Origin of the sequence: Aeromicrobium yanjiei (genome assembly GCF_009649075.1) — a bacterium.
GTDB lineage: Bacteria > Actinomycetota > Actinomycetes > Propionibacteriales > Nocardioidaceae > Aeromicrobium > Aeromicrobium yanjiei.
In genome coordinates, this window is sequence record NZ_CP045737.1 from 1847956 (window position 1) to 1870969 (window position 23014).

Consider the following 23014-nt stretch of genomic DNA (forward strand, 5'->3'; position numbering starts at 1 on the left):
CGATCGCTCGCACAGCTCCAGCGCCGACCGTATGCAGGCGGGGACTCCGGCGACAGGGCCCAACGGTCCCGGGAGCTGGACGACATCCACGACGCGGGGCGACACGGCGAGAGTCAGTAGTACCCCTGGACGACGAGGACGGCTTCCTGCACCAGGCCGGGGCCGACCCGGGGCACCGTGGGCACCTCGCCCGGTCGCTTGATCGAGTCGAGTGCCGCGGCCGGCAGAGCGAACACGACGCGTGCGAGACCGGCACGGTCGATCGCGCCGGTGCACATCGAGCACGGTTCGCAGCTGGTGTACATCGTGGTCGCGCCTGCCTCGGACGCAGTCAGCTCGCGCGCGGCCCACCGGGCGAGCTTGAGCTCGGGGTGCGCCGTGATGTCACGCTCAGACGTGACGGTGTTGTGGTCCTGGGCGATCACCGCGCCGTGCCGGTCGACGAGCAGGCTGCCGAAGGGGGCGTCGCCGGCTGCCCGGCTGTCGGCCGCCAGGGTGATCGCCGCGCGGAGGAATCCCTCATCATCCGGCGTCAGCTTCATGAAGAGCTCCTGTCTCATGGGCGCGGGAAAGCGGTGACAGCATAGCTGCGGCGCTCGCTTCACCCTCCCCCCGCGCGGGAAGGGAGTCGTCCAGGTCCAAGTGGGGCAACAGCCGGTCGAGCCACGCCGGGAGCCACCAGTTGGCGTCGCCGAGCAGCTTCATCGTCGCGGGCACCAGCACGAGGCGCACCAACGTCGCGTCGAGGAACACCGCGGTCGCGAGCCCGAGGCCGAGCATCTTGAGGACGGGGTCGTCGCCGAAGCCGAAGCCGACGAAGACCGACACCATGATCGCGGCACCACACGAGATGGTCCGAGCCGTGACCCCGATCCCCCGTACCACGGCGTAGCCGTTGTCGCCTGTGCGCAGATACTCCTCGCGCACCCGCGAGAGCAGGAAGACCTCGTAGTCCATGGACAGCCCGAAGAGGATCGCGAACATGAACAGCGGGATGAACGAGATGATCGGCACCGTCGACTCCAAGCCGATCAGGCTCGCTGCCCAGCCCCATTGGAAGACCATCACCAGCACGCCGTACGACGCGGCGACGCTCAGCAGGTTCAGCACCGCTGCCTTGAGCGGCACCACCACGGAGCGGAACAGCACCATCAACAGCAGGAAGGACATCGCCACGACCGCGACCAGGATGATCGGCAGCCGTTGCTCGACGCGCTGGCTGAGGTCGGACATGGTGGCGGTGTAGCCGCCGACATGAGCGGTTGCCGGGCTGCCCGCCAGCGCGGACGGCAACACCTCGGTGCGCATCCGGTCGAGCGTGCGCACCGTCTCCGTGTCCTGCGGTGTAGTCGTCGGCTGGGCGATGATCACGGCGACGTCGGACGTCGCCTCCACGGGGGCGACCACGGCCGAGGCGATGCCCGGGTCGGCAGCCAGAGCCGCGATCAGCGGATCGACCACGGACCGGTCCCGGGAGACGTCGACGGCCACGACCATCGGCCCGGTGGCACCGGGGCCGAAGCCGTCGGCGACCAGGTCGTAGGCTCGCCGCTCGGTGCGCGCCTCGGGGTAGGTGCCCTGGTCCGGCAGGCCCAGCCGCAGGGCGAGGACGGGCGCGGCGAGGGCGAGGAGCAGCGTCGTGCCGGCGACGGCGTACGCCGCGGCGTGCCGCGTGACGTGTGCACCCCAGCGGGACCAGCGCAGCGCCGCGGCGCCGGGCCAGGAGACCGCGTGCCTGGAGTCGCTCTCCGGCCAGCCCGAGCAGCGCCGGCAGCAGGGTGATCGCCGCGAGCACCATCACGAGCACCACCGCGGCGACGGCCGCACCACCCGCCGTGACGAACGGGAGCCCCGCGAAGCCCAGCCCGAGGATCGCCACCACCACGGTGGTCCCGGCGAAGACGACGGCCTGCCCGGCAGTCGCCAGGGAGCGCCCCACCGCCTCCGCGACCGGGACGCCCGCAGCGAGGTGCTCCCGGTGGCGCGAGAGGAGGAACAGCGCGTAGTCGATGCCGACGCCCAGCCCGACCATGGCTGCCATGACCGGCGCCCAGACGGGGACGTCGATGAGCAGCCCGAGCAGCGGGATCAGGCTGGCGCCCACCAGCAGGCCGAACAGCGCCACCGCCAGTGGCAGCCCGGCGGCCAGCAAGGCCCGAAGGCCACCACCAGGATCACCGCCGCGACCACCAGGCCGATCGCCTCGCCCACGTTGGCGGGCGGCTGCTCGAAGCTGAAGTAGAGGTCACCGCCTGCCTCGAGCCGCAGTGACGACGAGGACCGCGCCTCGGCCAGGACGTCCTTGAGCGCGGTCAGGTCGGAGGCGGCGAGCTCCCCGATCTCGGGGTACTGCACGCGCAGCAGGGCCACCCGGCCGTCCGGCGAGACCTCTCACCGACCGCGAGGAGGAGGTGCTGGCGCTGGTCGCCCGCGGCCGCACGAACGCCGAGATCGCCGCCGATCTCTTCATCGGCCTGACGACCGCCAAGACCCACGTCGCCAGCCTGCTGGCCAAGATCGGCGCCCGCAACAGGGTCGAGATCGCGATGTGGGCCTACGACACCGGCCGGGTGGGCGACTGACGCCGGCCTAGACGCTCAGGGTGCGGACGGTTCTCGTGATGTTCGTGCCCTTCTTCTCGAGGAAGACGATGTCACCGAAGTCCAGGTCCAACCACGCGTCGTTGTCGGTCAGCGGCTCGGAGGCGAGGATGACCGACGTCGCCTCTTCCTCCGTGCAGTCCTCGAAGTCATAGGTCGTCTCGTCGTCCTCGAAGTTGCGACCCATCAGCAGATACATCGGCTCCAGGAGCATGGAGAGAGCGAAGTCGTCCGTGCCCGGGCCGGACGTCCGCAGCTCTCTCCAGTCGCCCGCCGGATCGGTCTCGCCCTGGTGTCCTGTGCCGACGTTGACTCCGATGATGCGGTTCGGGGCGACCAGGGCCATCTTCAGCTTGGTCAGGCTGGGGAGCTCGAGGGCGTCCATGGCCTTGACGATGAGCGTCAGCATCTCCTCGAATCCGCGCTGCACGCCGTCGTCGCTGTCGTCCTCGAGCAGGGAGAGGAGAAGCACGTAGAGGAACTCCGTGTCGGTGGTGCCGCGCATCTGCTTCAGGAACTCGTCCTTGCAGTGCGGCAGCAGCTCCCGCTGCAACAGCTTCCAGTTGGGCAGGTCGCCGTTCTGGGCGATCATCCACGGGGTGCCCTGGTACGAGAACGGGTGGCAGTTCTCGTCGGCCAGGACGGCTGCCGAGTTGTAGTCGGCAGCTCGAACATGGGCAAGCAGCGTGCTGGCCTGCAGGCTCGGCACAATGCCCGCCACGTTGTCGTCATAGAACGCAGCCATCGGCCGGTGGTACAGCAGGGGCTCGTCCGTCTTCAGCAGATGCTCGCTCCAGATGCCGAATCCCCAGCCTGCGAGCTGGAGCTGCGGGTGGCGCTCCGGGTCGAGAGTCTGGTTGATGAGGCTGTTCTCGGGCTTGAGGAGCAGGTTCTCCACCGGCATCTCTGGCCCGATGTAGGCGAGCACTCGGCACATGTGTGTGTTCCCTCACTGACGGGTCGGCGACATGGGGGCGCGTTCGTCGACGCAGGTGCTGCGCCCACCAGGTACACAGGTGCAGCGTGCACTGCATCGACAAGACGCGCGCCTCCGCAGCCTAGAGGTCCACACTCGCTGGGGATCCCACGGGCAGACGACGCGGCCCCGGCTGAGCCGGGGCCGCGTACTGGCTGCGGTCAGAGATCCTGCGGTCGCAGGACTCGGTTGATGCCGTGGGCGATCTGCCGGTTGCCCTTGTTGAGGTTGCTGGAGGACTTGATGACCAGCGGGTCGCGGTCGTTGGGGTCGTCGTCGCGCAGCCGCACCGCTCCCTTTCGCACGCTGACTCGGATGTCGGCACCACTCAACGCGGTGTCCAACGCGGCGCCGTTGGCCTTCTGCGCCTGCCGGTAGGTGATCGTGGCGCCGGGCACCACGTGGTAGAGCAGGACGGCCTCGAGAGTGTCGACGTCGGCCACCTTGGTCAGAGCCTTGAACACGGACCGTTCCTTGCTCAGCTGCCGACCGGTCAGATCGCGGACGAGGCGTCGGAAGGCGATGTCCTTGGGCAGGAATGCGGTGAGCTTGACCTTGCCGTCGGCGAGGACGGCGACATCACTGTCCGGTTTGGCGGCCAGCACAGTCCTCACGGCCTTGTCGAGGATGTCGTAGTCGGACCAGTTGCGGTCGTAGCCGCCTCCGTCTGCGGCCAGCACGGCCGCCAGACTCTTCGTGCCCGGCTTCTTCGCCTCGGCGCCGGCGGGGCCGACTTGACCGATCAGCGTCAGCGTCAGCCCTGCGGCTACGGCCGTGGTGAGTGTGCGGATCCTCATCGTGTTTCCTTTCGGGTGGGTGTTTCATCGGTGGCATGCGGGTGGACGTCCTCCCACGCGCCCTCGTCCTGCCTGGCGAGGCGGATGCCGAGGGAACGCGCGATGTGCATGCCTGCTATTCGTCGGCAGCACGCCGAGCGGTTGCACGTTCCGGCACAGTTTCTTCGTCACCCCGATGCCTCGCGTGCGCACCCAGCGCTGCGGGGACCCCTGCGATTCGACCCCGCCGACCTGTGGTGCCCGGCGTCGGGGCGATCAGTCTGTAGTCTGAGGCCGTGACGGCGCCGTTGATGACGCTCAGTGATCTGGCTGACGGAGCAGGCCGCCTCCAGCTCGACACCGACGGCGCTCCGGTCGACCTGTTCCGGCTCGTCGACCTCGATGCCACGCCGCAGCACGATGCCGCTGAGGCGGCGGCGCTGGAGGCCATGTCCGGTCCGACCCCGATCCTTGTCGGGGTGACCTCCCGATCCCCGTCGTCCGTGCCGACTCGACTGCTCGAGGCCATGACCTGCACGGTGACCTCATCCGGCGACGCCGGCTGCGCTCCCCAGAGGCCGGTCGTCGAGGTCGACGACGTCGACGACGCCCTCGCAGACCTCGAGTCCGCCATCAGCGCCTCGCCGATCGCCGCGCTGACGCTCGGCGGCCTGCTCCAGCTCACGAGCCGCCTCCCCGTGTCCGACGGCCTCGTTGCCGAGTCGCTGGCCTACTCGACCCTCCTCGCCGGGCGAGAGTTCGCGGCGTGGCGCAGCGGGACGGCACGCCGACCCGTCCCGGACGTCGCTGACCCGGTCCTCGTGTCCCGCACCGACGACATCCTCCACGTGACGCTCAACCAGCCCGAGCGGCGCAATGCCTTCGGCCGGGCGACTCGCGACGGCCTCATCGAGGCGTTCACCCTGGCCGAGCTGGATCACACCATCCGCCGGATCGAGCTGTCGGGCCGCGGCCCGTCGTTCTGCAGCGGAGGCGATCTCGACGAGTTCGGCACCGCCGACGACGTCTCGTCGGCCCACCTTCTCCGCGTCGGGCAGAGCGCCGGCCGCGCGATCCACCGCAGCGCGTCCCGGGTCAGGGTCGTGGTCCACGGGGCATGCATCGGCGCTGGTGTCGAGGTGCCGGCCTTCGCAGGTCGTGTCGAGGCCAGGAAGGACGCCTACTTCCAGCTGCCCGAGCTGCGCATGGGTCTCGTGCCGGGCGCCGGCGGCACCGTCAGCATCACTCGGCGGATCGGCCGTTGGCGGACCGCGTTCCTCGCTCTGAGCGGGCGGCCCGTGGCGACCGACGTCGCGCTGCGGTGGGGCCTGGTCGACGGCCATGCCTGATCGTGCCGGCCGCATGCTGACCGGGACCGATGTCATCGTGGCCGGCGACGGATCGACGGCTCAGTACGCGCGTGATCTCCTGGCCTGCCTCGGCGCCGGCGACGACGCGTCGGACGACGCCCTGCGCCTCGACCTGACGACGGCGCCCAGTCCGCTCGCAGACTGGGCCTCCTCCGGCGCGATGGCACTGACCGGGCGTCTCGACGGTCCGCCGCTGGCGCCGGCCGGCAACCCGGCCGGCGCGGTCCGGGCCGCCTTGGCCGTCTTCTCGCTGCTGGCCCCGCAACAGCCGGGACGGACGCCCCGCCTGCCCGGTGTCGAGCTGCTCGGTGAACGCGCGGCGGTGATGGGCCTTCGGCGCAACGCGCCGTGGTCGTGCGGTGGCGCGTTCCGAACGCTCGCCGCGTCCGACGGCAGCCTGGGCCTCTCGCTGCCACGCGCTGACGACCTGTCCATGGTCCCCGCGCTTCTCGAGCACGGAGATGATCCGGCGGATCCGTGGGCGGCCCTGGAGAGCTGGACTGCGGACCGCACAGCAGCCGAGGCTGCGGCGCGCGCCCAGCTGCTGGGTCTGGCAGGCGCTGCGGTCCCCCGGTGGCAGGCGCCCGCCGACGAACAGCTCCAGCATCGCCGTGACGTCCTCGCCGTCCCGGGCGGCACCTCGATCCTCTCTCGGCCCGGCGGTCCACGTCGCCGCCTGCGCCCTTCCCCGCTCGTGGTCGACCTGACGTCCCTGTGGGCCGGGCCGCTCTGTGCGCACCTGCTGGGTCTCGCCGGGGCCGAGGTGGTCAAGGTCGAGAGCACCCGGCGCCCCGACGGCGCCCGCACCGGTCCACCGGCCTTCTTCGACCTGCTGCATCAAGGGCATGCAGCGGTGGCCCTCGACTTCACGACCGCCGACGGCCGCGATCAGCTTCGCCGGCTGATCGAGTCAGCGGACGTCGTCCTGGAAGCGTCCAGGCCGCGCGCCCTGGAGCAGCTCGGGATCGACGCCGGTGCCAGCGTCGACCGGGGCACCATCTGGACCTCGATCACGGCGTACGGGCGCACCGGCCCGTGGGCCAATCGCATCGGCTTCGGCGACGACGTGGCGGCCGCGGCCGGACTCGTCCTGGCCGACGGCGATGACCTCCTGCCGTGCGGCGACGCGATCGCCGATCCGCTGACGGGAATCATCGCGGCGGTCGCCACCCAGGCCGCCCTGCGCGGTGATCGTGCCCACCTGATCGACGTGTCGATGCGTGACGTGGCCGCCTCGGTGGCCGGGGACCCGCACGACGTGACCGCCGCGATCCGCGCCGGCGAGACCGGCTGGGTCGTGCAGACCGTGGACGGGTTGATCCCGGTGGCCGAGCCGTCTGTCCGACGCCCCGACTGCCCCGCCGCGGCGTTCGGTCATGACACCGCCGAGGTGCTCGCACGTCTGGGCGTGGCATGAGCCTGTTCGTCCGTGAGGCCGAGGTGGCCGGCCGGATCGTGGACGTACGGATCACGGGAGGCGTCGTCACAGCCCTCGCCGGGAAGCTCCGCCCGACGGTGGGAGATCTCGTCGTGGAGGCCGACGGAGGTGCCCTGATCCCTGGCCTCCACGACCATCACCTCCATCTGCTGGCGATGGCCGCTGCCATGCAGTCGGTCTCCTGCGGGCCGCCCGCAGTGACCGACGGCGCGCAGCTGCGTGAATCGCTCGAGCGCGCCGCCGAAGGGCTCGCACCGGGCGAGTGGCTCCGCGGCGTCGGCTACCACGAGAGCGTCAACGGCCCGCTGGACCGGCACACGCTCGATGGGCTGGTGGCGGGGGTGCCCATCCGGGTCCAGCACCGCAGCGGTGCGCTGTGGGTGCTCAACTCGGCGGCGCTCCGACTGGTCGGACCGCACCTCGACCGGAGCGCTGACGTCGAGCGCGATGAGCAGGGGCGGCCGACCGGACGGCTGTGGCGCTACGACGCGCGTCTGCGCGACATCCTCGGCGCCCAGTCACCCGATCTGCGCAAGGTGGGCGAGCGACTGACCTCGCTCGGCATCACGGGTGTCACCGACGCGACCCCGGATCTGGACGCCGCCGGTCGGCAGATCGTCGTCGACGCCGTCGACAGCGGAAGGCTGCCGGTGCGGGTGCACCTGCTCGGCACTCCCGCCCCCGACGCGCACACCCCGGGCGTGACCTACGGGCCGCGCAAGCTGCTGCTGCGCGACCACGACCTGCCCGCACTCGACGATCTCGCGGCGACCATCTCCGGCGTTCACTCCACGGGCACTCCGGTCGCCGTGCACTGCGTGACCCGCGAGTCGCTGCTGCTCACGCTCGTGGCCATCGAACAGGTCGGGCCGCTGCCGGGCGACCGGATCGAGCACGCCGCCGTCGTGCCGCCGGAAGTGACCGAGTGGATCGCGCGTCTGGGTCTCCGGGTCGTGACCCAGCCTGGTTTCATCGCCGAGCGTGGCGACCAGTACCTCTCCGACGTGGATCCCGCGGACCACCCGCTGCTCTACCCGTACGGATCGCTGCTCGGCGCGGGGATCGATGTCGCGCCCTCCAGCGACGCCCCGTACGGACCGCTCGATCCTTGGGAGACCATGCGGTCCGCCGCGTCCCGGAGCACGGCAGCCGGCAGGATCATCACCCCGGCCGAGCGGGTCTCCCCCGCCACGGTCCTCGACGGATACCTCTCCGACCCCGAGACGCCGGGCGGAGCGCCCCGGCAGGTCGTCGTCGGCGCGCCTGCGGACCTGTGCCTGCTCGATGACCGTCTCGAACAGGTCCTCGCCGATCCACGAGCCGGTCGGATCCGGTTGGTCATCCGCGCCGGTGTCGTCATCGATCCACGTCATTGAGTTAATTAGGTATACTCTTGCGTGGTCAGTCACAGCACAGCAGGCGGAGGGACGTCAATGAAGCGGACGATCTACGGCACGGACCACGAGGCGTTCCGCGACACCGTGCGGTCCTTCTTGATCAGGGAGGCCGTCCCGCGCCAGGACGAGTGGTTCGGCCAGGGCTTCGTCTCCAAGGACTTCTTCGCCCAGATGGGTGGGCTCGGACTGATCGGGATGCAGGTGCCCGAGGAGTTCGGCGGCGGCGGGGTGGACTCCTACAAGTTCAACGCCGTCCTCGCCGAGGAGACGGCGGCGCAGCTCGTCTCAGTGGGAGGCCTCCGGGTCCACATGGACATCATCCTCCCGTACTTCATGGAGTACGCGGACGACGAGCAGAAGAAGCGCTGGCTGCCCGGCATCGCGAACGGCACGTTGATGACGGCCATCGCGATGACCGAGCCCGGGACCGGGTCGGACCTCGCCGGCATCGCCACGACCGCGCGCCTGGAGGGTGACCACTACGTCATCAACGGGGCGAAGACGTTCATCACCGGCGGCATCGGTGCCGACCTGGTCATCGTCGTCGCGCGCACGAGCAAGAGCGAGAACCGCAGGTCCGGACTCTCCCTGCTCGTCGTCGAGGACGGGACGCCCGGATTCAGTCGGGGCCGCAACCTGCAGAAGATCGGCCTCAAGGCACAGGACACCGCTGAGCTGTTCTTCGAAGAGGTGCGCGTCCCCGTCGAGAACCTCCTCGGCAGCGAGGGCGAGGCGTTCACGTACCTCTCCAGCAACCTGCCCCAGGAGCGCCTGTCGATCTCGGTCAACGCGGTCTCGCAGTCACGCGCAGCGCTCAAGGCCACGCTCGAGTACGTCCAGGACCGCAAGGCCTTCGGCCAGACGGTCGGCAGCTTCCAGAACACCAAGTTCGTCCTGGCGGGCCTGTCGGCGCAGATGGAGGCCGCAGAGAGCCTCCTCGATCGGGCCATCGAGGAGCACGACCGGGGGGAGCTGTCCGTCGCGGACGCCGCCAGGGTCAAGCTCTTCGCCACCGAGATGCAGGGACGCGTCATGGACGAGTGCCTGCAGCTGCACGGCGGTTACGGATACATGCTCGAGTACCCCATCGCGCGGATGTACGCCGATGCCCGCGTCACCCGGATCTACGGCGGGTCGAGCGAGATCATGAAGGTCATCATCGCGAAGTCGCTCGGACTCTGAGACCCGGGCCCCACACACCACCCACGGAAAAGAGCATCCCCATGGACATGGCAGGAAAGACCGTACTCATCTCTGGCGGCGCCTCCGGTCTGGGCCTCGCGACCGCGCAGCAGCTCATCGATGCCGATGCCCGCGTGCTGATCATGGATCTGGCGTCCTCCGACGGAGCCGCGATCGCGAAGGACCTCGGCAAGAATGCCAGCTTCATCGCGGGCGATGTCACGGTGACCGAGGACATCGCCGCGGCCGTCTCGGCCGCCGAGGACCTCGGCGAGTTCCGCGGCCTCGTGCACACCGCAGGCGCGGGTGGAGCGGTCCGCTTCGTCGAGAAGGACGGGTCGCCCGGCTCGCTGGAGACCTTCGAGCGCGTCGTGCGCCTCAACCTGGTCGGGACCTTCGACGTCCTCCGCCAGAGCGCGGCCAGCATCGCCAAGCTCGACGAGATCGACGGCGAGCGTGGCGCATGCGTCCTCACTGCCTCGATCGCGGCCTTCGAGGGGCAGATCGGTCAGGCTGGGTATGCCTCGTCGAAGGCCGGCATCGTGGGGATGACCATCGTCGCGGCGCGCGATCTGGCCCGCTCGAGGGTGCGCGTGTGCACGATCGCTCCCGGCACCTTCGACACGCCGCTGCTGTCGCGTCTGCGCGCGGACGTCCGCCAGGGCTTGGCCGACGCGATCCCCAATCCGTCGCGCCTCGGCCAGGCCCACGAGTACGCCGATCTGGCGGTCACGATCCTGCGCAACACGTACCTGAACGGCGAGACCATCCGTCTCGACGGCGCCCTCCGCATGGCACCTCGGTAACCGGGTCACCGCATGACGTTGCCTGACATCGGCGCCGTCCAGCTGCCCCAGGCACTCGACGTGATCCGCGCCGAGGTTCGTGAGTTCCTCCAGGCGGAGCGGACCGCGGGCCGCTTCGTCCCGCACTGCGACGCCTGGCTGTCTGCGGCCGATCCCGCGTTCAGCCGCCGCCTGGGCGAGCAGGGCTGGCTCGGCATGACGTTCCCGCCCGAGTACGGCGGCACCGGGGCCGGCGCACTCGCTCGGTTCGTGGTCACCGAGGAGCTGCTCGCGGCAGGCGCCCCGGTAGCCGGACACTGGATCGCCGACCGGCAGTCCGGGCCGAGCATCCTCCGGTTCGGCACCGAGGAGCAGAAGCAGTCGTACCTTCCGGGCATCGCCCGAGGCGAGACCTGGTTCGCGATCGGCATGTCCGAGCCCGACTCGGGCTCCGATCTGGCCTCGGTACGCACCCGTGCCACGCGGGCCGAAGGCGGCTGGCGCGTCAGCGGCACCAAGGTGTGGACGAGCGGCGCGCATCACGCTCACGCGATGATCGCGCTGGTCAGGACTGACGCGCTCGACCCCACGCGACGGCACGCCGGGCTGAGCCAGTTCATCATCGATCTCGACGTGCCCGGGATCCAGATCACGCCCATCCGGCTCCTGAGCGGGGCACACCACTTCAACGAGGTCGTGCTCGATGACGTGTTCGTCCCCGACGGACGCGTGCTCGGGGAGATCGGCGACGGCTGGAGGCAGGTCACGAGCGAGCTCGCCTGGGAACGGTCAGGACCCGAGCGGTTCCTGAGCACCTATCCACTCCTGGCCGCCGCCGTGGATCGTCTCGCGAACGCTGCGGACAGCTCCGCTTCCGCCTCGGTCGGCACGCTCGTGGCACGGATCTGGACACTGCGGCAGATGTCCATCTCGGTGGCCAGCAGGCTGGATGCCGGCCAGTCCCCCGACATCGAGGCCGCCCTGGTCAAGGACCTGGGCACGCTCTTCGAGGGCACCCTCACCGACGCCGTGCGCATGCTGGTGCGGACGGAGCCCGACACCGAGTCCACTGACGGTCTGACCCGGCTCCTCGCCGAGTCGATCCTGCAGATGCCGGGCTTCACGCTGCGCGGGGGTACGAATGAGATCCTTCGCGGGGTCGTGGCCAGGGGCTTGGGAGTTCGATGAGCGACGAGATCAAGGCACTGGCCGCATCGGTCGGTGCGGTGTGCGGGCAACCGGCAGCCACTCACTGGGACGCCTTGGAGGGTCTCGGCGTGACCCTCCTCCCAGTGCCCGAGGATCGCGGGGGTGCCGGGTCCGACGTGGCGACGACCGGAGCGGTCCTGCGCACCCTGGGCCGGCACTCCGCCTCGGTGCCGCTGGTCGAGACCGCCCTCCTCGGCGGCTGGATGCTGTCGGCCAACGGACATGACGTCCCGGCAGGACCCCTGAGCGCAGCCGTCGCGGGCAGCGACGTCGAGCTGGTCCGGCAGCAGGATGGCTGGACCATGTCCGGACGCCTGCCGCGGGTGCCGTGGGCCGGCGATGCGTCCCGCATCATCGTGCTCGCGGCGGCCGCTGACGGCGATCATCTGGTGGCGCTCGATCCGGCATCCGCACACCTCGAGCCCGGGCACAACATCGCGGGAGAGTCTCGCGACGACGTCGTCCTCGACGATGTCGCACTGAACGATGCCCAGGTGCTCCCGGTCACCGAGGCATCCGGCGTCACGCGTGAAGCCTTCCGCCAACGGGGGGCCCTCGGCCGTGCCCTGCTGATGTCCGGTGCCGCCGAGCGCGTGCTCGAGCTGACCGTCGAACAGATCTCCCAGCGAGTCCAGTTCGGGCGTTCGCTCGGCGCCTTCCAAGCCGTTCAGCAACAGGTGGCCCAGCAGGCCGGTGAGGTCGCCGCGACCCGCGTGGCCACCGAGGCTGCGGCCCTGGCCCTCGACGCGGACGGCCGGGCGGGTCTCGCGATCGCCGCCGCGAAGGTGCAGGCCGGAGTGGCTGCCGGTGCGGTGGCCCGCGTCGGCCACCAGCTGCATGGAGCGATCGGCTTCACCGACGAACACGAGCTGCACCGCTGCACGACCAGGCTGTGGGCCTGGCGCGATGAGTACGGCAATGAGGACGAGTGGGCGGGCCGCCTCGGTCGGCTGACACTTGCCGGTGCAGGTGACGACCTCTGGCCCATGCTCACGAGGACCTCATGACGACACAGGTGTCACGTCCTACGACCCCCGGTCGGCCGCGACTTGCGAACGTCCTGGTGCTGACGCCGGTCGGCCCCGACGCCTTCGAAGGCGATCCGGGGGCGGCCAACTCGTCCGGTGGCGTCTATGGAGGTCTGGTCTTCGCCCAGGCGGCCGCAGCGGCGAGTCTCTCGGTCGATGACGACCGGGTGATGTGCTCCGTCCAGGGTCAGTTCCTGCGCTCGGGCAGATTTGGCGTCCCCATCACGTACGCAGTCGGACGCGCTCGCGACGGGCGATCGTTCTCCAACCGCAGCGTCGAGGCGACCCAGTTCGGCCAGGTCATCTTCACCCTGACCGCCTCGTTCCACGTCCCCGAGGACGGCTTCGACCATCAGGTCCAGGTATTCGATGCTCCCGGCCCCGAGGGACTCCCCTCGATGAGCGAGGCGTTGACCGACGTCGGCGACAGCACGCGGGACTGGATGCAGGCAATGCTGGGACGCGTGCCGTTCGAGATACGGCCTGCCGACGAGCTGCCTCAGGTCGCCTGGACACGTGGCGAGACTCCTCCCCCGCGGCAGCGCTTCTGGCTGCGACCCTACGAGCGGCTGTCGGCCGATCCATATCTCAACATGATCTCGATGCTCTACGCATCGGACCTGTTCCTGCTCAGCTCGACACTGCCGCCGCACCACGTGGTGCTGCCCGAGCTGCAGTTCGGGAGTCTCGACCACAGCGTCTGGCTGCACCGATCCGTCGAGTTCGACGACTGGCTGCTGTTCGAGCAGGAGGGCTTCTGGGCCGGGGGCGGGCTGGGACTGTGCCGTGGGGTGTTCTTCAACCGTCGCGGCCAGGTCGTGGCGAACACTGCGCAGCAAGGACTCATCCGTCCCCCGTCCTGACCCAGGTCGCCCGCGTGCGTGCCTGCCTCGTCGTCAGAGAGTGACCCAGCCGGCTCCGGCCGACGAGGCCCTGGCCGCTTCGATGACTCGTTGAGCCCTCAGTCCGTCGGCGAAGGACGGCACGCTGGTGTCCGTGCCCGAGAACGCCGGGAGCCAGTCCTCGAGCATGAGTGCCATGGCCCGGACCAGGCCTCGGGCCGCCTGGCCGTCGGCGTCCGGAAGACGGTGCTTCTGCTGGGTCGACAGCTCACGCTCGACCAACCCGTCGTCGGCCAGGCCCCCCGCGAGGATCCGATCTTTCCGCGGAGCGCCTGACAGGGTCACCGTGCCGGCCGTGCCGAAGGCATCGAACGTCCAGCCCCGTGCGTGGATGCCGACCACCGACGCGGTGATGACGGCCAACGCGCCCGAGTCGAGCCGCATGAGGATGCCGCTGGTGTCGTCCGCGGTGACCTCGAGGGTGTCGCCGTCCGGCAGCTCGCGAGTGGGAATCGACGAACGGACGTCGGCGCACACTGCGACGGGCTCGCCGAAGAGGGAGCAGACGAAGTCGATGTCGTGCACGACCAGACCGTTGAGGTAGCCACCGCCCGATGCGAGGTCGTACATCCACAACGACTGCAGGGGGCGCGAGGGATGCCAGTACGGCCCGCTCTGATGCAGCCGGACGCTGAACGGTGTGCCCACCATTCCGGCGTCCACCTGTTCGCGGACCGTGTACCGGCCGTCCTGCCAGCGGGTCTCGAACGACACGGCGGTCGCCTTGCCGCTGGCTGCCGCAGCGTCGACCATCTCGGCGGCCTGGTCGGCAGTCACTGCCAACGGCTTCTCGCACAGGACGTGCTTGCCCGCGGCCAAGGCAGCCAGCGTCTGCTCGTGATGCAGCTCGACCGGAGTGGCCACCGAGATGAGGTCCAGGTCCTCGCGCTCGACGAACGATCTCCAGTCCGTCGACGTGTCCGAGATGCCGAGCCTGGTGCCGGCGTCGCGGACCGATGACTCGGTGCGGGCACACAGCGCTACCAGCTCATACCCTGGGGCCGCCGCGAATGCGGGCGCCTGAACGTGTGCCCCCCAGCCCACTCCGATGAGTCCGACCCTCAACGGACGGGTACGACTGTCGGGCGTCACAGGACGGCCAGCGCTTCGCGCACGGCTGTCGCGGTCTCCCGGCCCAGCGACTCGGCCGGAACGGAGATCCGGTCGGCCACCCCCTCGACCCGCCGTGCGTAAGCCGCAGGCAGATCGTCCGGCGAAGCGACGACGGCGAAGGCAGCGAGGATGTCGTCATCGATCAGCGTGCCCATCGTCTCCCACTCCCCCAGCTTCGAGAGTCGCTGCAGCTCAGGCTGCAGCTCACCCCAGCCGTGCACGTCCAGGACGGGCCGGTACGCGGGTGTCGAGCCGTAGAAGGCGATCCGCTCGCGCGCAGCGCGCGCCGATGCCCCCCACGACTCCTCGTCGACGCCCGTGACCACGAACGGCTGATATCGCGTCGTGAAGTCCGAGCGGCTCCTGCCGCCGAGCCGCAGGCCTCGTTCGATCGCCGGTTCCAGGACCTCGGCCAGATATCGGGGCGTCGTGAAGCTGTGCACCAACAGTCCGTCGGCGACCTCACCGGCGACCGTGGCCATCCTCGCGCCGACGGCTGCGACGAACACGGGCGGAAGACCGGCCGGCAGCGGGCCGGGGTCGAAGGTCGGCGTCATCAGGGTGTGCGTGTAGAACTCCCCCTCGAACGACAGCGGCGTGGTCTCCTGCCACGACGTCCAGATCGCCTGCAACGCCAGCACGTACTCACGCATCCGGGCGGCTGGCTGCGACCACGGCATCGAGAATCGCCGCTCGATGTGGGGCTTGATCTGCGATCCGAGCCCGAGCTGCATGCGACCGCCCGAGAGGCGCTGCAGATCCCAGGCGACCTGCGCAGTGGTCATGGGATTCCGCGAGAACGCGACCGCAATGGCCGTGCCGATGTCCACCCGGTCCGTGTTGGCCGCCGCGAGAGCCAGTGGCAGGAACGGCTCGCGATCGACCTCGGACGTCCAGACGCCGTCCCAGCCGTCGGCCTCGAATGACCTGGCCAGGTCGGGGACGCCCGCCAGCTCTCCGTGCAATGAGATGTCGACCTTCACCGATCCACGCTCCTTCGTTGACTACCGTCTTGACTCGTCCTGTGCGGCCTCAGCCGAAGCTGAGACCCTCGTTGAGCGTCCACTTCCGGTCGCGTCCACGGACCCAGCCGCTCGAGGCCCACGTGCCGCCGTCGACCGGCAGCACCGTGCCGGTGACGTACGACGCCATGTCGGAGGCCAGGAACAGCGCCGCATCGCCACACTCCTCGGCCCGGCCCTCGCGGTCGAGCGGTATCAGGCGGTTCATCGCGTCCACGGTCTCAGGAGAGCGCTCGATCCACGTCGACTCGTCCACCGGACCGGTGCGATTGCCCATGTTGCCGGGCGTGATCGTGTGATCGGGTGCGATCGCGTTGACACGTATGCCGTGCTCCGAGAGCTCGAGTGCCATGCTCCGGGTGAAGGCGATCATGCCCGCCTTGCACGCTCCGTAGACCGCGAAGTTGGGCGCGGCACGGCTCCCTTCGATGCTCGTCACGTTGATGATCGATCCGCCGCGGCCGCCGCGGATCATCACGGGTGCCGCGGCGGAGATGCCGGCCATCATGCTGACGAGATTGATGTCGATGTGGCGGCGCCAGCTGCGCTCGCTCTGTTCCAGGAAGGGGCGACCGGACACCCCGCCGGCGTTGTTCACGAGGATGTCGATCCGACCGAACCTCTCATCGGTGGCGGCGACCATCGACTCGATCTGCCGCACGTCCATGACGTCGGTCGGCAATGCGAGCGCCTGGGCGCCGATCTCCGCCACGCGCTCCGCGACCTCATCGCAACGCTCGGGAGAGACATCGGCGATCGTGACGTCGGCGCCCGCCTCGGCGAGGGCCAGCACGATCGCGCGCCCGATGCCGCCGCCCCCGCCGGTGACTATCGCCGCCTTGCCCTCGAGCGACATCTTGGCTACGGACATCCGCTGACCTCCTCACACTGGGTATGGTCGTCCTAATATAGATGAGATAACTCATTGATGAAAGAAGACGGCATGGAACTGTGGGAGCTCCTGGCACGCGAACAGGTGCGGGACGTCTACGCGGCCTACACACACTCCGGCGACCGCTTTCGTCTCGAAGATCTGGCTGCCTGCTTCACGCAGGACGGCATCCTGGAGGTCAAGGACCGCAACCAGGCACAAGGGCGCGGCGCGATCGTCGAGATGCTGTCCGGCGGCTCGCGGGTGGCGCAGCCCCCTGCAGACGGCAGCCGGACCTTCATCCGACACTTCATCGCCAACATCCGCTTCGACTCCGTCACCACCCAGCGCATCGAGACCTCGGCCTACTTCCAGGTGCTCACGGCCGCCGGTCTCGACCACTGGGGCCGCTACCGCGATGTGTTCGTGCCTGCCGAAGGGCGCTGGCTGATTCAGCACCGCTTGGCGGCGCTCGACGCATCGGTCGCCGACAGCTGGTTGGCGAATCGCTGAGAACCCACCGATCGGACCCACCATGACCACCGTCACGACCAGTCAGCCGGCCCCAGGCGTCACGCAGGTGACGCTCAACCGTCCCGAAGCCCTCAACACCCTCAACGACCGGCTCGTCACCGACCTCGTCCGCGTCCTGGACGAGGTGGCCGAGGACCCCGACTGCCGGGTGGTGATCCTGACGGGCCAGGGCCGCGCGTTCTGCGCCGGCCTCGATCTCCACGGCTTCGGTGACGAGGCCAAGGTCGAGGCTCAAGGGGAGATCGTGCGGCAGCTGACGAGGCAGAAGGAGATCGCGGGACTGGCTCAACGCCTGCACTCCCTGCCACAGCCGGTGATCGCCGCGGTCAACGGTCCCGCTGCGGGAGGCGGACTGGCGCTGGTGTGCGCGAGCGATGTCCGCATCGCGGCCGAACCTGCGGTCTTCGCGGTCTCGTTCATCAGGGCCGGCTTCTCGGCGTGCGACATCGGCGTCTCGTGGCTGCTTCCGCGGATCGTCGGCGCGGGCAGAGCCCATGAGCTGATGCTGACGGGCCGGCGGTTCGACGCCGCCGAAGCGTTGCGGATCGGGCTGCTGACCGACGTCGTCGACGCCGACAGCCTCCTGCAGACCGCGCTCGACAAGGCGACCCAGATCATGCTGAACCCTCCCCTGTCGGTCGAGCTGACCAAGGAGGGCATGTGGGCTGCGCTGGAGATCTCGGCGTTCGACACCGCGGTCGAGTTCGAGAATCGCCAGCAGGCCTTCACGTCGTTCACCGCCGATCGCCTCGAGGCGACGGCGGCCTTCTTGGAGAAGCGCGCGCCGGTCTACCGACGCCGCTGACACGGCGTCAGGTCACGAGAACTCCGGGGCCTCCTGCCCCTCCCAGATGTGTGGCATGTCGGAGGAGACCTTCCGCGGGAAGACGGGCTTGCGCTTCTCCAAGAACGACATGACACCCTCCCGGACGTCATCGGATGCGCCCTGGATCTCCAGCGCGCGGCTGTCGGCGCGGTGGGCGTCCATCGGGTGCGCCGCACCTGCCATACGCCAGATGAGCTGACGGGTCAGCGCGATCGAGACCGGTGCCGAGTCCGAGACCATCGACAAGGCAAGCGTGCGGGCCGCCGGGAGCAGATCGTCGGGAGCGTGAAGGGCGCTGACGAGTCCACGATCCATTGCCTCTTCGGTCGTGAAGATCCTGCCGGAGTAGGACCATTCCAAGGCGGTCGGCAGCCCGACGAGCCGCGGAAGAAACCATGATGCCGCAGCGTCCGGCACGAGTCCGCGACGCGCGAAGACGAAGCCCACCTTGGTGTCTGGCGTCGCCAGCCGAGCGTCCATCGGCAGGGTCATGGACGCGCCGACACCGACAGCCGGCCCGTTGATCGCAGCGATCACGGGCTTGAGGCTCTCGAAGATCCGCAATGTCACGAGACCGCCACCATCGCGGTGGATGCCGTTTTCGTACCTGCCCCTCGCGGGGGTGTCGCCGTTGGCCGCGTAGTCGAAGGTCGTGTCGCCCGCCGACAGATCGGCCCCGGCACAGAACGCGCGCCCGCTCCCCGTCACGATGACGGCCCGCACCGCATCGTCGGCGTCCGTCAGGTCGAAGGCTGCGATCAGCTCCTCCAGCATCTCGGCAGTGAAGGCATTGAGCCGATCGGGACGTCGGAGGGTCAGGACCGCGATGCCGTCGGCATCGATCTCGAGCGAGATCGTGTCGAAGCCGGCTACCTCGCGGGTCATCGGGGTGCCATCCGGATCGCACCGTCGAGCCGGATCGTCTCACCGTTGAGCATCGGGTTCGACACGATGTGTGCGACCAAGGAGGCGTACTCCACCGGATCGCCGAGCCGGGACGGGTGCGGGACCTGTGACCCCAGCGATGCGAGCGCCTCATCGGGCAGCGACTGCAGCAGGGGCGTCAGGAACAGGCCCGGCGCGATCGTGTTGACGCGAATCTTGTGCTGCGCGAGATCGCGGGCGATCGGCAGTGTCATGCCGACCACGCCGCCCTTCGATGCGGAGTAGGCGGCCTGGCCGATCTGGCCGTCGTACGCTGCGACAGAGGCGGTGTTGACGATGACGCCGCGCTCTTCGACCTCTTCGACCTCTTCGGACGTGGCGACCATGCAGGCCGCCGCGAGGCGGGTGACATTGAAGGTCCCGATCAGGTTGACCTCGACGACACGGCGGAAGTCACTCAGGGGGAAGGGCGAACCGTCCCGGCCCACGACCTTGATCGCATTGCCTATTCCGGCGCAGTTGACCGTGACCCTCAGCTGCCCGAGACCGGCGGCAGTGTCGACCGCCGCCTGGACCTGGTCCTCGTCCGTGACGTCCGCAGGGACGAAGACTGCGTCGGGTCCGAGTTCCTGCGCCACGGACACTCCGTCCGAGGACGCCAGATCCACGATGACGACCTTGGCGCCGTCGGCCGAAAGACGACGGACCGTCGCCAGACCGAGCCCCGAGGCGCCACCCGTCACGAGAGCGACTTTGCCGGCAATGTCCATGCTCCACTCCTCTGCTCCACCGAATGAGTAATCTCAATTAGAGATTTAGATTACCGTTCTCGATCGTCAGGAGCACCGATGAACTCGAACTCTCCGCATGTCGTCGTCGTGTCGGGTGGCGGCACCGGGATCGGCAAGGCGATCACGACCGCCTTCGCCGACGCCGGATCCATCGTCGTGATCGTCGGCCGGCGTGCAGAGATTCTCCAGCGGGTGGCCGCAGGACGCGACAACGTGATGGCGATCCCTGCGGACGTGACCGACCCCGACCAGCTGAGGGCGCTTGCCGCCGAGCTGGAGAGCCGACTCGGGACGATCGACGTGGCCATCGCCAACGCCGGAAGCGGCAACACCGGTCCGCACGAGGGCCTCGAGCAGGTGGCCGAGCACTGGAACTTCATCGTCCGAGCGAACATCCTGTCGGCCGTGCTCTTCGAGCACGCGCTGCGACCTCTCCTGCGACGAGACGGCGGCCGTTTCATCGCGATCACCTCTGCCAGCGCGAAGAGCAATGGCGGCGAGGTCGCCTACGCCGCGAGCAAGGCAGCCCTCAATCGATGGATCGTGCAGGTCGCGAGCGAGGTGGGCGCGGAAGGGATCACCGCCAACTGCGTCTCGCCAGGCTTCGTGCCCGACACCGAGCTCTACAAAGGTGCCATCGATGAGTCCGCCTACGCACGGGTCGCCCGCGGCATCGCGGTGCAACGCGTCGGCACGCCACAGGACGTCGCCAGCGCGGTGCAGTATCTGGCTTCCGCTGCTGCTGGGTTCATCAGCGGAAGCATCTTCGATGTCGACGGCGGCAGGCGCGCCGGCCCGACGAGTCTCATCAATTCCAAGGAGTAGTGGTCGCCGGGCCGACGGTCAGCTGAACAGTCTCGTTGCGTGCTCGTCGATCAGCTCGGCACACCGCACAGGGTCCTCGAGGATGAGGTGGTGGTGGAGTCCGGGCATCTCCACGATCTCGACCCCTCCGGCGATCGGGATGCTCTGCAGGTAGGCGATCGTGTCGGCACCCACGATGGCGCTGCGCTCGGCGTAGATGAAGCAAACGGGCACCGGGAGGGCTGCGAGACGCTCCTCGACGTACTCGCGTCGCATCCCGGGCAGGCCGCGCTGATCGTACTTCCACGTCCAGCCGCCATCAACCTGCCGTATGGAGGCTTGGGCGACGGCCGCCAGAATCTCCTCCGCGGGCTCGGGCTGATCAGGAGCCAGCCGGAACTGGCCCAACGCCTCGGCCTTGGTCGCGCGCACTCGCGGCACGCGCTCGGGATGCCAGCCGAACCGGAAGGCAGCACCGGGAGGACGCAGCGCGGTGTCGAGCGTGATGACGCCGCTGATTCCCGCGGGCCGTTCCGCCGCGGCGGCCAGAGCGATACGGCCTCCCATGCTGTGACCCACCAGCACGGGCCGTTCGACGCCGGCCGCCTCAGCGACCGCACGCACCTCCTCGGCCCAGAGAGAGCCGTCATAACCGTCACGATGATCACTGTCTCCGTGGCCGCTGAAGTCGAGCCGGGTGATGCGCCAGCACGGCTCCAGGAGCGGTGCGACCCGGTGCCACCACGTGTGGTTGGCGTGGTGGCCGTGCAACAGCACCAGGTCACGCACCCCGGCGCCGCTCACTGCGAACCTCACGCGTGCTCCCCGCACCTCCACGAATTGATCCAGCGTGTGGTCTCGGGACTCACCGGCCTGGTGGGAAATCTGGGTCACACTCTCACAACCTTGCATATAATTAAGTAACTGATTAATCTAATCAACAGTACTCACATCCATTGATCGAGGGAAGCATGAACATCGAGCAGTCGAGCGACCAGGAGGCGTCGCTGAGATCCACGCGCCTTCTCTCGCGCCGCATCCAGCAGGTTCTCGCGATCGATCCCGAGGCGCCCGCGCTCGCATTCGGCTCACAGAAGCTCACGTGGTCGTACTTCCGCGACGCCGTCGAGGCCCTCGAGAAGCTGTTGGCCGCCGAGCCGCGGGCCCATCGGATCGGCATCGTCCTGCGCAACCGTCCTGGCTCGGTGGCGTCCGTGATCGCCACGATCGCCACCGGTCGCGAGATCGTCACGCTCAGCCCACACCTGGGCGACTCCGGGCTCGGTGACGACATCCGCGCGCTGTCGCCCGACGTCGTCATCGCCGATCCCGAGGACTGGGCGCGCGAGCACGTCGTCCGCGCCGCCGCCGACATCGGGGCGATCGCGATCGAGTGCTCGGGAGAGCATGGCCTGGTCGCCCACGACGCCACGTGGACGGCGGCCCCCTCGCTCCTGCCCGCGACCGACATCGCGGTGCTGATGATGACCAGCGGGACGACCGGTCGACCCAAACGCGTCGAGCTGACATACGAACGGATGACGGCTGCCTACCTGGCCGCCGGAACGCCCATCAAGGACACCGACCCGGCAAAGCTTCGCTCGGGCACCGCGATCCTGTGGGCATCGCTGGCTCACATCAGCGGCCTGTACTTCGCTGTGGCGCACGTCCTGCTCGGTCGGGAGACGGCCCTCATGGAGAAGTTCGAGGTCGATCCCTGGGTCGAGCTCATGCGCAGGAGCAAGCCGCCGTTCGTCGGGCTCCCACCCACCGCGATGCGCATGGTCCTGGATGCCGACGTTCCGCAGGACGTCTTCGAGGGTGTGAAGGCCGTCGGCTCCGGCACTGCCCCCCTTCCTGCGGCAATGGCCGATGCGTTCGAGGACAAGTACGGCATCCCCGTCCTGGTCACGTACGGCGCGACGGAGTTCGCAGGCGCGATCGCCGGCTGGAGCCTGACCGACCGCAAGCGCTGGGGCACCAGCAAGCGCGGAAGCGTGGGCCGCGCCCACCACGGGATCGATCTGCGCATCGTGGATCGCGATTCCCTCGAGCTGCTCCCGAGCGGTGAGATCGGCCTGCTCGAGGCACGCGGCGGGCAGCTCCCCGAGACCGAGACCGGCTGGACGCGCACGACCGATCTGGCCTCGATCGACGAGGACGGATTCCTGTACATCCACGGGCGTGCCGACGATGCGATCAACCGCGGCGGCTTCAAGATCCCGCCCAGCGTCATTGAGGATGCCCTCCTGGCGCATCCTGCAGTGCTGTCCGCTTCGTGCGTCGGACTCCCCCACGAACGACTCGGCGAGGTCCCGGCCGTCGCGGTAACCCTGCGCCAGCCCGTCGAGGTCGCCGAGCTGTGGGAATGGCTCGACGGCCGACTCACGCGTTACCAGCGGCCGGTCGACCTCAAGATCGTCGACGAGCTGCCGCTGACACCCTCCATGAAGGTGAGCCGCCCGCTCGTCAAAGCGCTGTTCACCAACCCATCCTGAGGAGAAA

The 23014-nt window shown here is 69.2% G+C and carries 24 protein-coding genes and 1 pseudogene; 13 read left to right on the plus strand and 12 right to left on the minus strand.

Translation table 11 applies throughout. The features are described from left to right. Window positions 1–113: 113 nt before the first annotated feature. The 4 genes and pseudogenes from GEV26_RS09185 to GEV26_RS18060 all read right to left on the minus strand — a co-directional run bounded on the left by GEV26_RS09185 (window position 114) and on the right by GEV26_RS18060 (window position 2370). A complete protein-coding gene (locus GEV26_RS09185; protein WP_153652789.1) occupies window positions 114–542 on the minus strand; it encodes a nucleoside deaminase in 429 nt (142 codons plus the stop codon). Then, on the minus strand, window positions 523–1491 hold the full coding sequence (locus tag GEV26_RS18050) for an MMPL family transporter (protein WP_243838677.1): 969 nt from the start codon (window positions 1489–1491) through the stop codon (window positions 523–525). The genes GEV26_RS09185 and GEV26_RS18050 overlap by 20 nt, the downstream gene beginning before the upstream one ends. A gap of 307 nt (window positions 1492–1798) precedes the next feature. Further along, a pseudogene (locus GEV26_RS18055) lies at window positions 1799–2125 on the minus strand (MMPL family transporter); the annotation flags it as partial. Next, complete coding sequence (locus tag GEV26_RS18060; RefSeq protein WP_243838679.1) at window positions 2089–2370, minus strand: hypothetical protein; 282 nt, start codon at window positions 2368–2370, stop codon at window positions 2089–2091. The pseudogene GEV26_RS18055 and the gene GEV26_RS18060, both read right to left, overlap by 37 nt. A 41-nt stretch (window positions 2371–2411) precedes the next feature. Here GEV26_RS18060 and GEV26_RS09195 point away from each other — a divergent pair, with 41 nt between their 5' ends. Further along, window positions 2412–2582, plus strand: coding sequence for a response regulator transcription factor (locus tag GEV26_RS09195; protein ID WP_208430939.1), 171 nt, complete (start codon window positions 2412–2414; stop codon window positions 2580–2582). A 7-nt stretch (window positions 2583–2589) separates the two neighbouring features. Here the strand turns inward: GEV26_RS09195 and GEV26_RS09200 are convergent, their stop codons facing one another. After that, window positions 2590–3537 (minus strand): class II glutamine amidotransferase, encoded by a 948-nt coding sequence (locus GEV26_RS09200; RefSeq protein WP_153652790.1) that lies wholly within the window; start codon window positions 3535–3537, stop codon window positions 2590–2592. Window positions 3538–3737: 200 nt separating this feature from the next. Further along, the gene (locus GEV26_RS09205; RefSeq protein ID WP_153652791.1) at window positions 3738–4373 is read right to left on the minus strand and encodes a fasciclin domain-containing protein; all 636 of its coding nucleotides are present in this window, start codon (window positions 4371–4373) and stop codon (window positions 3738–3740) included. Window positions 4374–4648: 275 nt separating this feature from the next. On the opposite strand from GEV26_RS09205, the gene GEV26_RS09210 reads away from it, so the two are divergent. The 8 genes from GEV26_RS09210 to GEV26_RS09245 are packed head-to-tail and all read left to right on the plus strand — an operon-like array spanning window position 4649 to window position 13624. Beyond that, window positions 4649–5701, plus strand: coding sequence for an enoyl-CoA hydratase/isomerase family protein (locus tag GEV26_RS09210; protein ID WP_208430940.1), 1053 nt, complete (start codon window positions 4649–4651; stop codon window positions 5699–5701). Further along, entirely contained in the window at window positions 5694–7139 is a 1446-nt protein-coding gene (locus GEV26_RS09215) for a CoA transferase (RefSeq protein ID WP_243838680.1), read from the plus strand. Before GEV26_RS09210 ends, GEV26_RS09215 begins: the two co-directional genes overlap by 8 nt. Then, window positions 7136–8536: an amidohydrolase family protein gene (locus GEV26_RS09220; RefSeq protein ID WP_153652792.1), complete on the plus strand. Its 1401-nt coding sequence runs from the start codon at window positions 7136–7138 to the stop codon at window positions 8534–8536. Before GEV26_RS09215 ends, GEV26_RS09220 begins: the two co-directional genes overlap by 4 nt. A 57-nt stretch (window positions 8537–8593) precedes the next feature. Further along, window positions 8594–9739 carry an acyl-CoA dehydrogenase family protein gene (locus tag GEV26_RS09225; RefSeq protein ID WP_153652793.1) on the plus strand — a complete coding sequence of 382 codons (1146 nt, stop codon included), beginning with the start codon at window positions 8594–8596 and terminating at the stop codon, window positions 9737–9739. Window positions 9740–9780: 41 nt separating this feature from the next. Further along, on the plus strand, window positions 9781–10545 hold the full coding sequence (locus tag GEV26_RS09230) for an SDR family NAD(P)-dependent oxidoreductase (protein ID WP_153652794.1): 765 nt from the start codon (window positions 9781–9783) through the stop codon (window positions 10543–10545). Window positions 10546–10557: 12 nt separating this feature from the next. Beyond that, complete coding sequence (locus tag GEV26_RS09235; protein WP_153652795.1) at window positions 10558–11712, plus strand: acyl-CoA dehydrogenase family protein; 1155 nt, start codon at window positions 10558–10560, stop codon at window positions 11710–11712. Continuing rightward, window positions 11709–12740 carry an acyl-CoA dehydrogenase family protein gene (locus tag GEV26_RS09240; RefSeq protein WP_153652796.1) on the plus strand — a complete coding sequence of 344 codons (1032 nt, stop codon included), beginning with the start codon at window positions 11709–11711 and terminating at the stop codon, window positions 12738–12740. The genes GEV26_RS09235 and GEV26_RS09240 overlap by 4 nt, the downstream gene beginning before the upstream one ends. Continuing rightward, complete coding sequence (locus tag GEV26_RS09245) at window positions 12737–13624, plus strand: acyl-CoA thioesterase (protein ID WP_153652797.1); 888 nt, start codon at window positions 12737–12739, stop codon at window positions 13622–13624. Before GEV26_RS09240 ends, GEV26_RS09245 begins: the two co-directional genes overlap by 4 nt. Window positions 13625–13657: 33 nt before the next feature. Here the strand turns inward: GEV26_RS09245 and GEV26_RS09250 are convergent, their stop codons facing one another. From GEV26_RS09250 to GEV26_RS09260, 3 genes are read right to left on the minus strand one after another with little or no spacing between them, the layout of a single operon-like run. After that, on the minus strand, window positions 13658–14755 hold the full coding sequence (locus tag GEV26_RS09250; RefSeq protein WP_279586721.1) for a Gfo/Idh/MocA family protein: 1098 nt from the start codon (window positions 14753–14755) through the stop codon (window positions 13658–13660). Next, window positions 14752–15759, minus strand: coding sequence for a TIGR03617 family F420-dependent LLM class oxidoreductase (locus GEV26_RS09255; protein WP_153652799.1), 1008 nt, complete (start codon window positions 15757–15759; stop codon window positions 14752–14754). The genes GEV26_RS09250 and GEV26_RS09255 overlap by 4 nt, the downstream gene beginning before the upstream one ends. A gap of 49 nt (window positions 15760–15808) precedes the next feature. After that, window positions 15809–16669 (minus strand): SDR family NAD(P)-dependent oxidoreductase, encoded by an 861-nt coding sequence (locus GEV26_RS09260; RefSeq protein WP_153652800.1) that lies wholly within the window; start codon window positions 16667–16669, stop codon window positions 15809–15811. A 72-nt stretch (window positions 16670–16741) separates the two neighbouring features. Here GEV26_RS09260 and GEV26_RS09265 point away from each other — a divergent pair, with 72 nt between their 5' ends. Next, window positions 16742–17182: a nuclear transport factor 2 family protein gene (locus GEV26_RS09265; RefSeq protein WP_153652801.1), complete on the plus strand. Its 441-nt coding sequence runs from the start codon at window positions 16742–16744 to the stop codon at window positions 17180–17182. A gap of 22 nt (window positions 17183–17204) precedes the next feature. Continuing rightward, window positions 17205–18008 carry an enoyl-CoA hydratase/isomerase family protein gene (locus GEV26_RS09270; protein WP_153652802.1) on the plus strand — a complete coding sequence of 268 codons (804 nt, stop codon included), beginning with the start codon at window positions 17205–17207 and terminating at the stop codon, window positions 18006–18008. A 12-nt stretch (window positions 18009–18020) separates the two neighbouring features. Here GEV26_RS09270 and GEV26_RS09275 read toward each other — a convergent pair whose 3' ends face one another. Then, entirely contained in the window at window positions 18021–18914 is an 894-nt protein-coding gene (locus GEV26_RS09275) for a crotonase/enoyl-CoA hydratase family protein (RefSeq protein WP_153652803.1), read from the minus strand. Beyond that, window positions 18911–19684, minus strand: coding sequence for a 3-hydroxyacyl-CoA dehydrogenase (locus tag GEV26_RS09280; protein ID WP_153652804.1), 774 nt, complete (start codon window positions 19682–19684; stop codon window positions 18911–18913). Before GEV26_RS09280 ends, GEV26_RS09275 begins: the two co-directional genes overlap by 4 nt. Before the next feature lie 108 nt (window positions 19685–19792). On the opposite strand from GEV26_RS09280, the gene GEV26_RS09285 reads away from it, so the two are divergent. Then, the gene (locus GEV26_RS09285; RefSeq protein ID WP_194839802.1) at window positions 19793–20530 is read left to right on the plus strand and encodes an SDR family NAD(P)-dependent oxidoreductase; all 738 of its coding nucleotides are present in this window, start codon (window positions 19793–19795) and stop codon (window positions 20528–20530) included. An 18-nt stretch (window positions 20531–20548) separates the two neighbouring features. On the opposite strand, the gene GEV26_RS09290 is transcribed toward GEV26_RS09285, so the two are convergent. Then, window positions 20549–21325, minus strand: coding sequence for an alpha/beta fold hydrolase (locus GEV26_RS09290; protein ID WP_194839803.1), 777 nt, complete (start codon window positions 21323–21325; stop codon window positions 20549–20551). Window positions 21326–21480: 155 nt separating this feature from the next. On the opposite strand from GEV26_RS09290, the gene GEV26_RS09295 reads away from it, so the two are divergent. Next, a complete protein-coding gene (locus tag GEV26_RS09295; protein WP_153652807.1) occupies window positions 21481–23007 on the plus strand; it encodes a class I adenylate-forming enzyme family protein in 1527 nt (508 codons plus the stop codon). Window positions 23008–23014 lie beyond the last annotated feature (7 nt).

Coding starts and splice junctions, on each gene's coding strand:
- GEV26_RS09225 (WP_153652793.1), top strand. CDS start 8,594: ATGAAGCGGACGATCTACGGCACGGACCACGAGGCGTTCCGCGACACC.
- GEV26_RS09220 (WP_153652792.1), top strand. CDS start 7,136: ATGAGCCTGTTCGTCCGTGAGGCCGAGGTGGCCGGCCGGATCGTGGAC.
- GEV26_RS09260 (WP_153652800.1), bottom strand. CDS start 16,669: ATGTCCGTAGCCAAGATGTCGCTCGAGGGCAAGGCGGCGATAGTCACC.
- GEV26_RS09240 (WP_153652796.1), top strand. CDS start 11,709: ATGAGCGACGAGATCAAGGCACTGGCCGCATCGGTCGGTGCGGTGTGC.
- GEV26_RS09270 (WP_153652802.1), top strand. CDS start 17,205: ATGACCACCGTCACGACCAGTCAGCCGGCCCCAGGCGTCACGCAGGTG.
- GEV26_RS09265 (WP_153652801.1), top strand. CDS start 16,742: ATGGAACTGTGGGAGCTCCTGGCACGCGAACAGGTGCGGGACGTCTAC.
- GEV26_RS09230 (WP_153652794.1), top strand. CDS start 9,781: ATGGACATGGCAGGAAAGACCGTACTCATCTCTGGCGGCGCCTCCGGT.
- GEV26_RS09205 (WP_153652791.1), bottom strand. CDS start 4,373: ATGAGGATCCGCACACTCACCACGGCCGTAGCCGCAGGGCTGACGCTG.
- GEV26_RS09215 (WP_243838680.1), top strand. CDS start 5,694: ATGCCTGATCGTGCCGGCCGCATGCTGACCGGGACCGATGTCATCGTG.
- GEV26_RS09200 (WP_153652790.1), bottom strand. CDS start 3,537: ATGTGCCGAGTGCTCGCCTACATCGGGCCAGAGATGCCGGTGGAGAAC.
- GEV26_RS09245 (WP_153652797.1), top strand. CDS start 12,737: ATGACGACACAGGTGTCACGTCCTACGACCCCCGGTCGGCCGCGACTT.
- GEV26_RS09280 (WP_153652804.1), bottom strand. CDS start 19,684: ATGGACATTGCCGGCAAAGTCGCTCTCGTGACGGGTGGCGCCTCGGGG.
- GEV26_RS09295 (WP_153652807.1), top strand. CDS start 21,481: ATGAACATCGAGCAGTCGAGCGACCAGGAGGCGTCGCTGAGATCCACG.
- GEV26_RS09185 (WP_153652789.1), bottom strand. CDS start 542: ATGAAGCTGACGCCGGATGATGAGGGATTCCTCCGCGCGGCGATCACC.
- GEV26_RS09235 (WP_153652795.1), top strand. CDS start 10,558: ATGACGTTGCCTGACATCGGCGCCGTCCAGCTGCCCCAGGCACTCGAC.
- GEV26_RS09275 (WP_153652803.1), bottom strand. CDS start 18,914: ATGACCCGCGAGGTAGCCGGCTTCGACACGATCTCGCTCGAGATCGAT.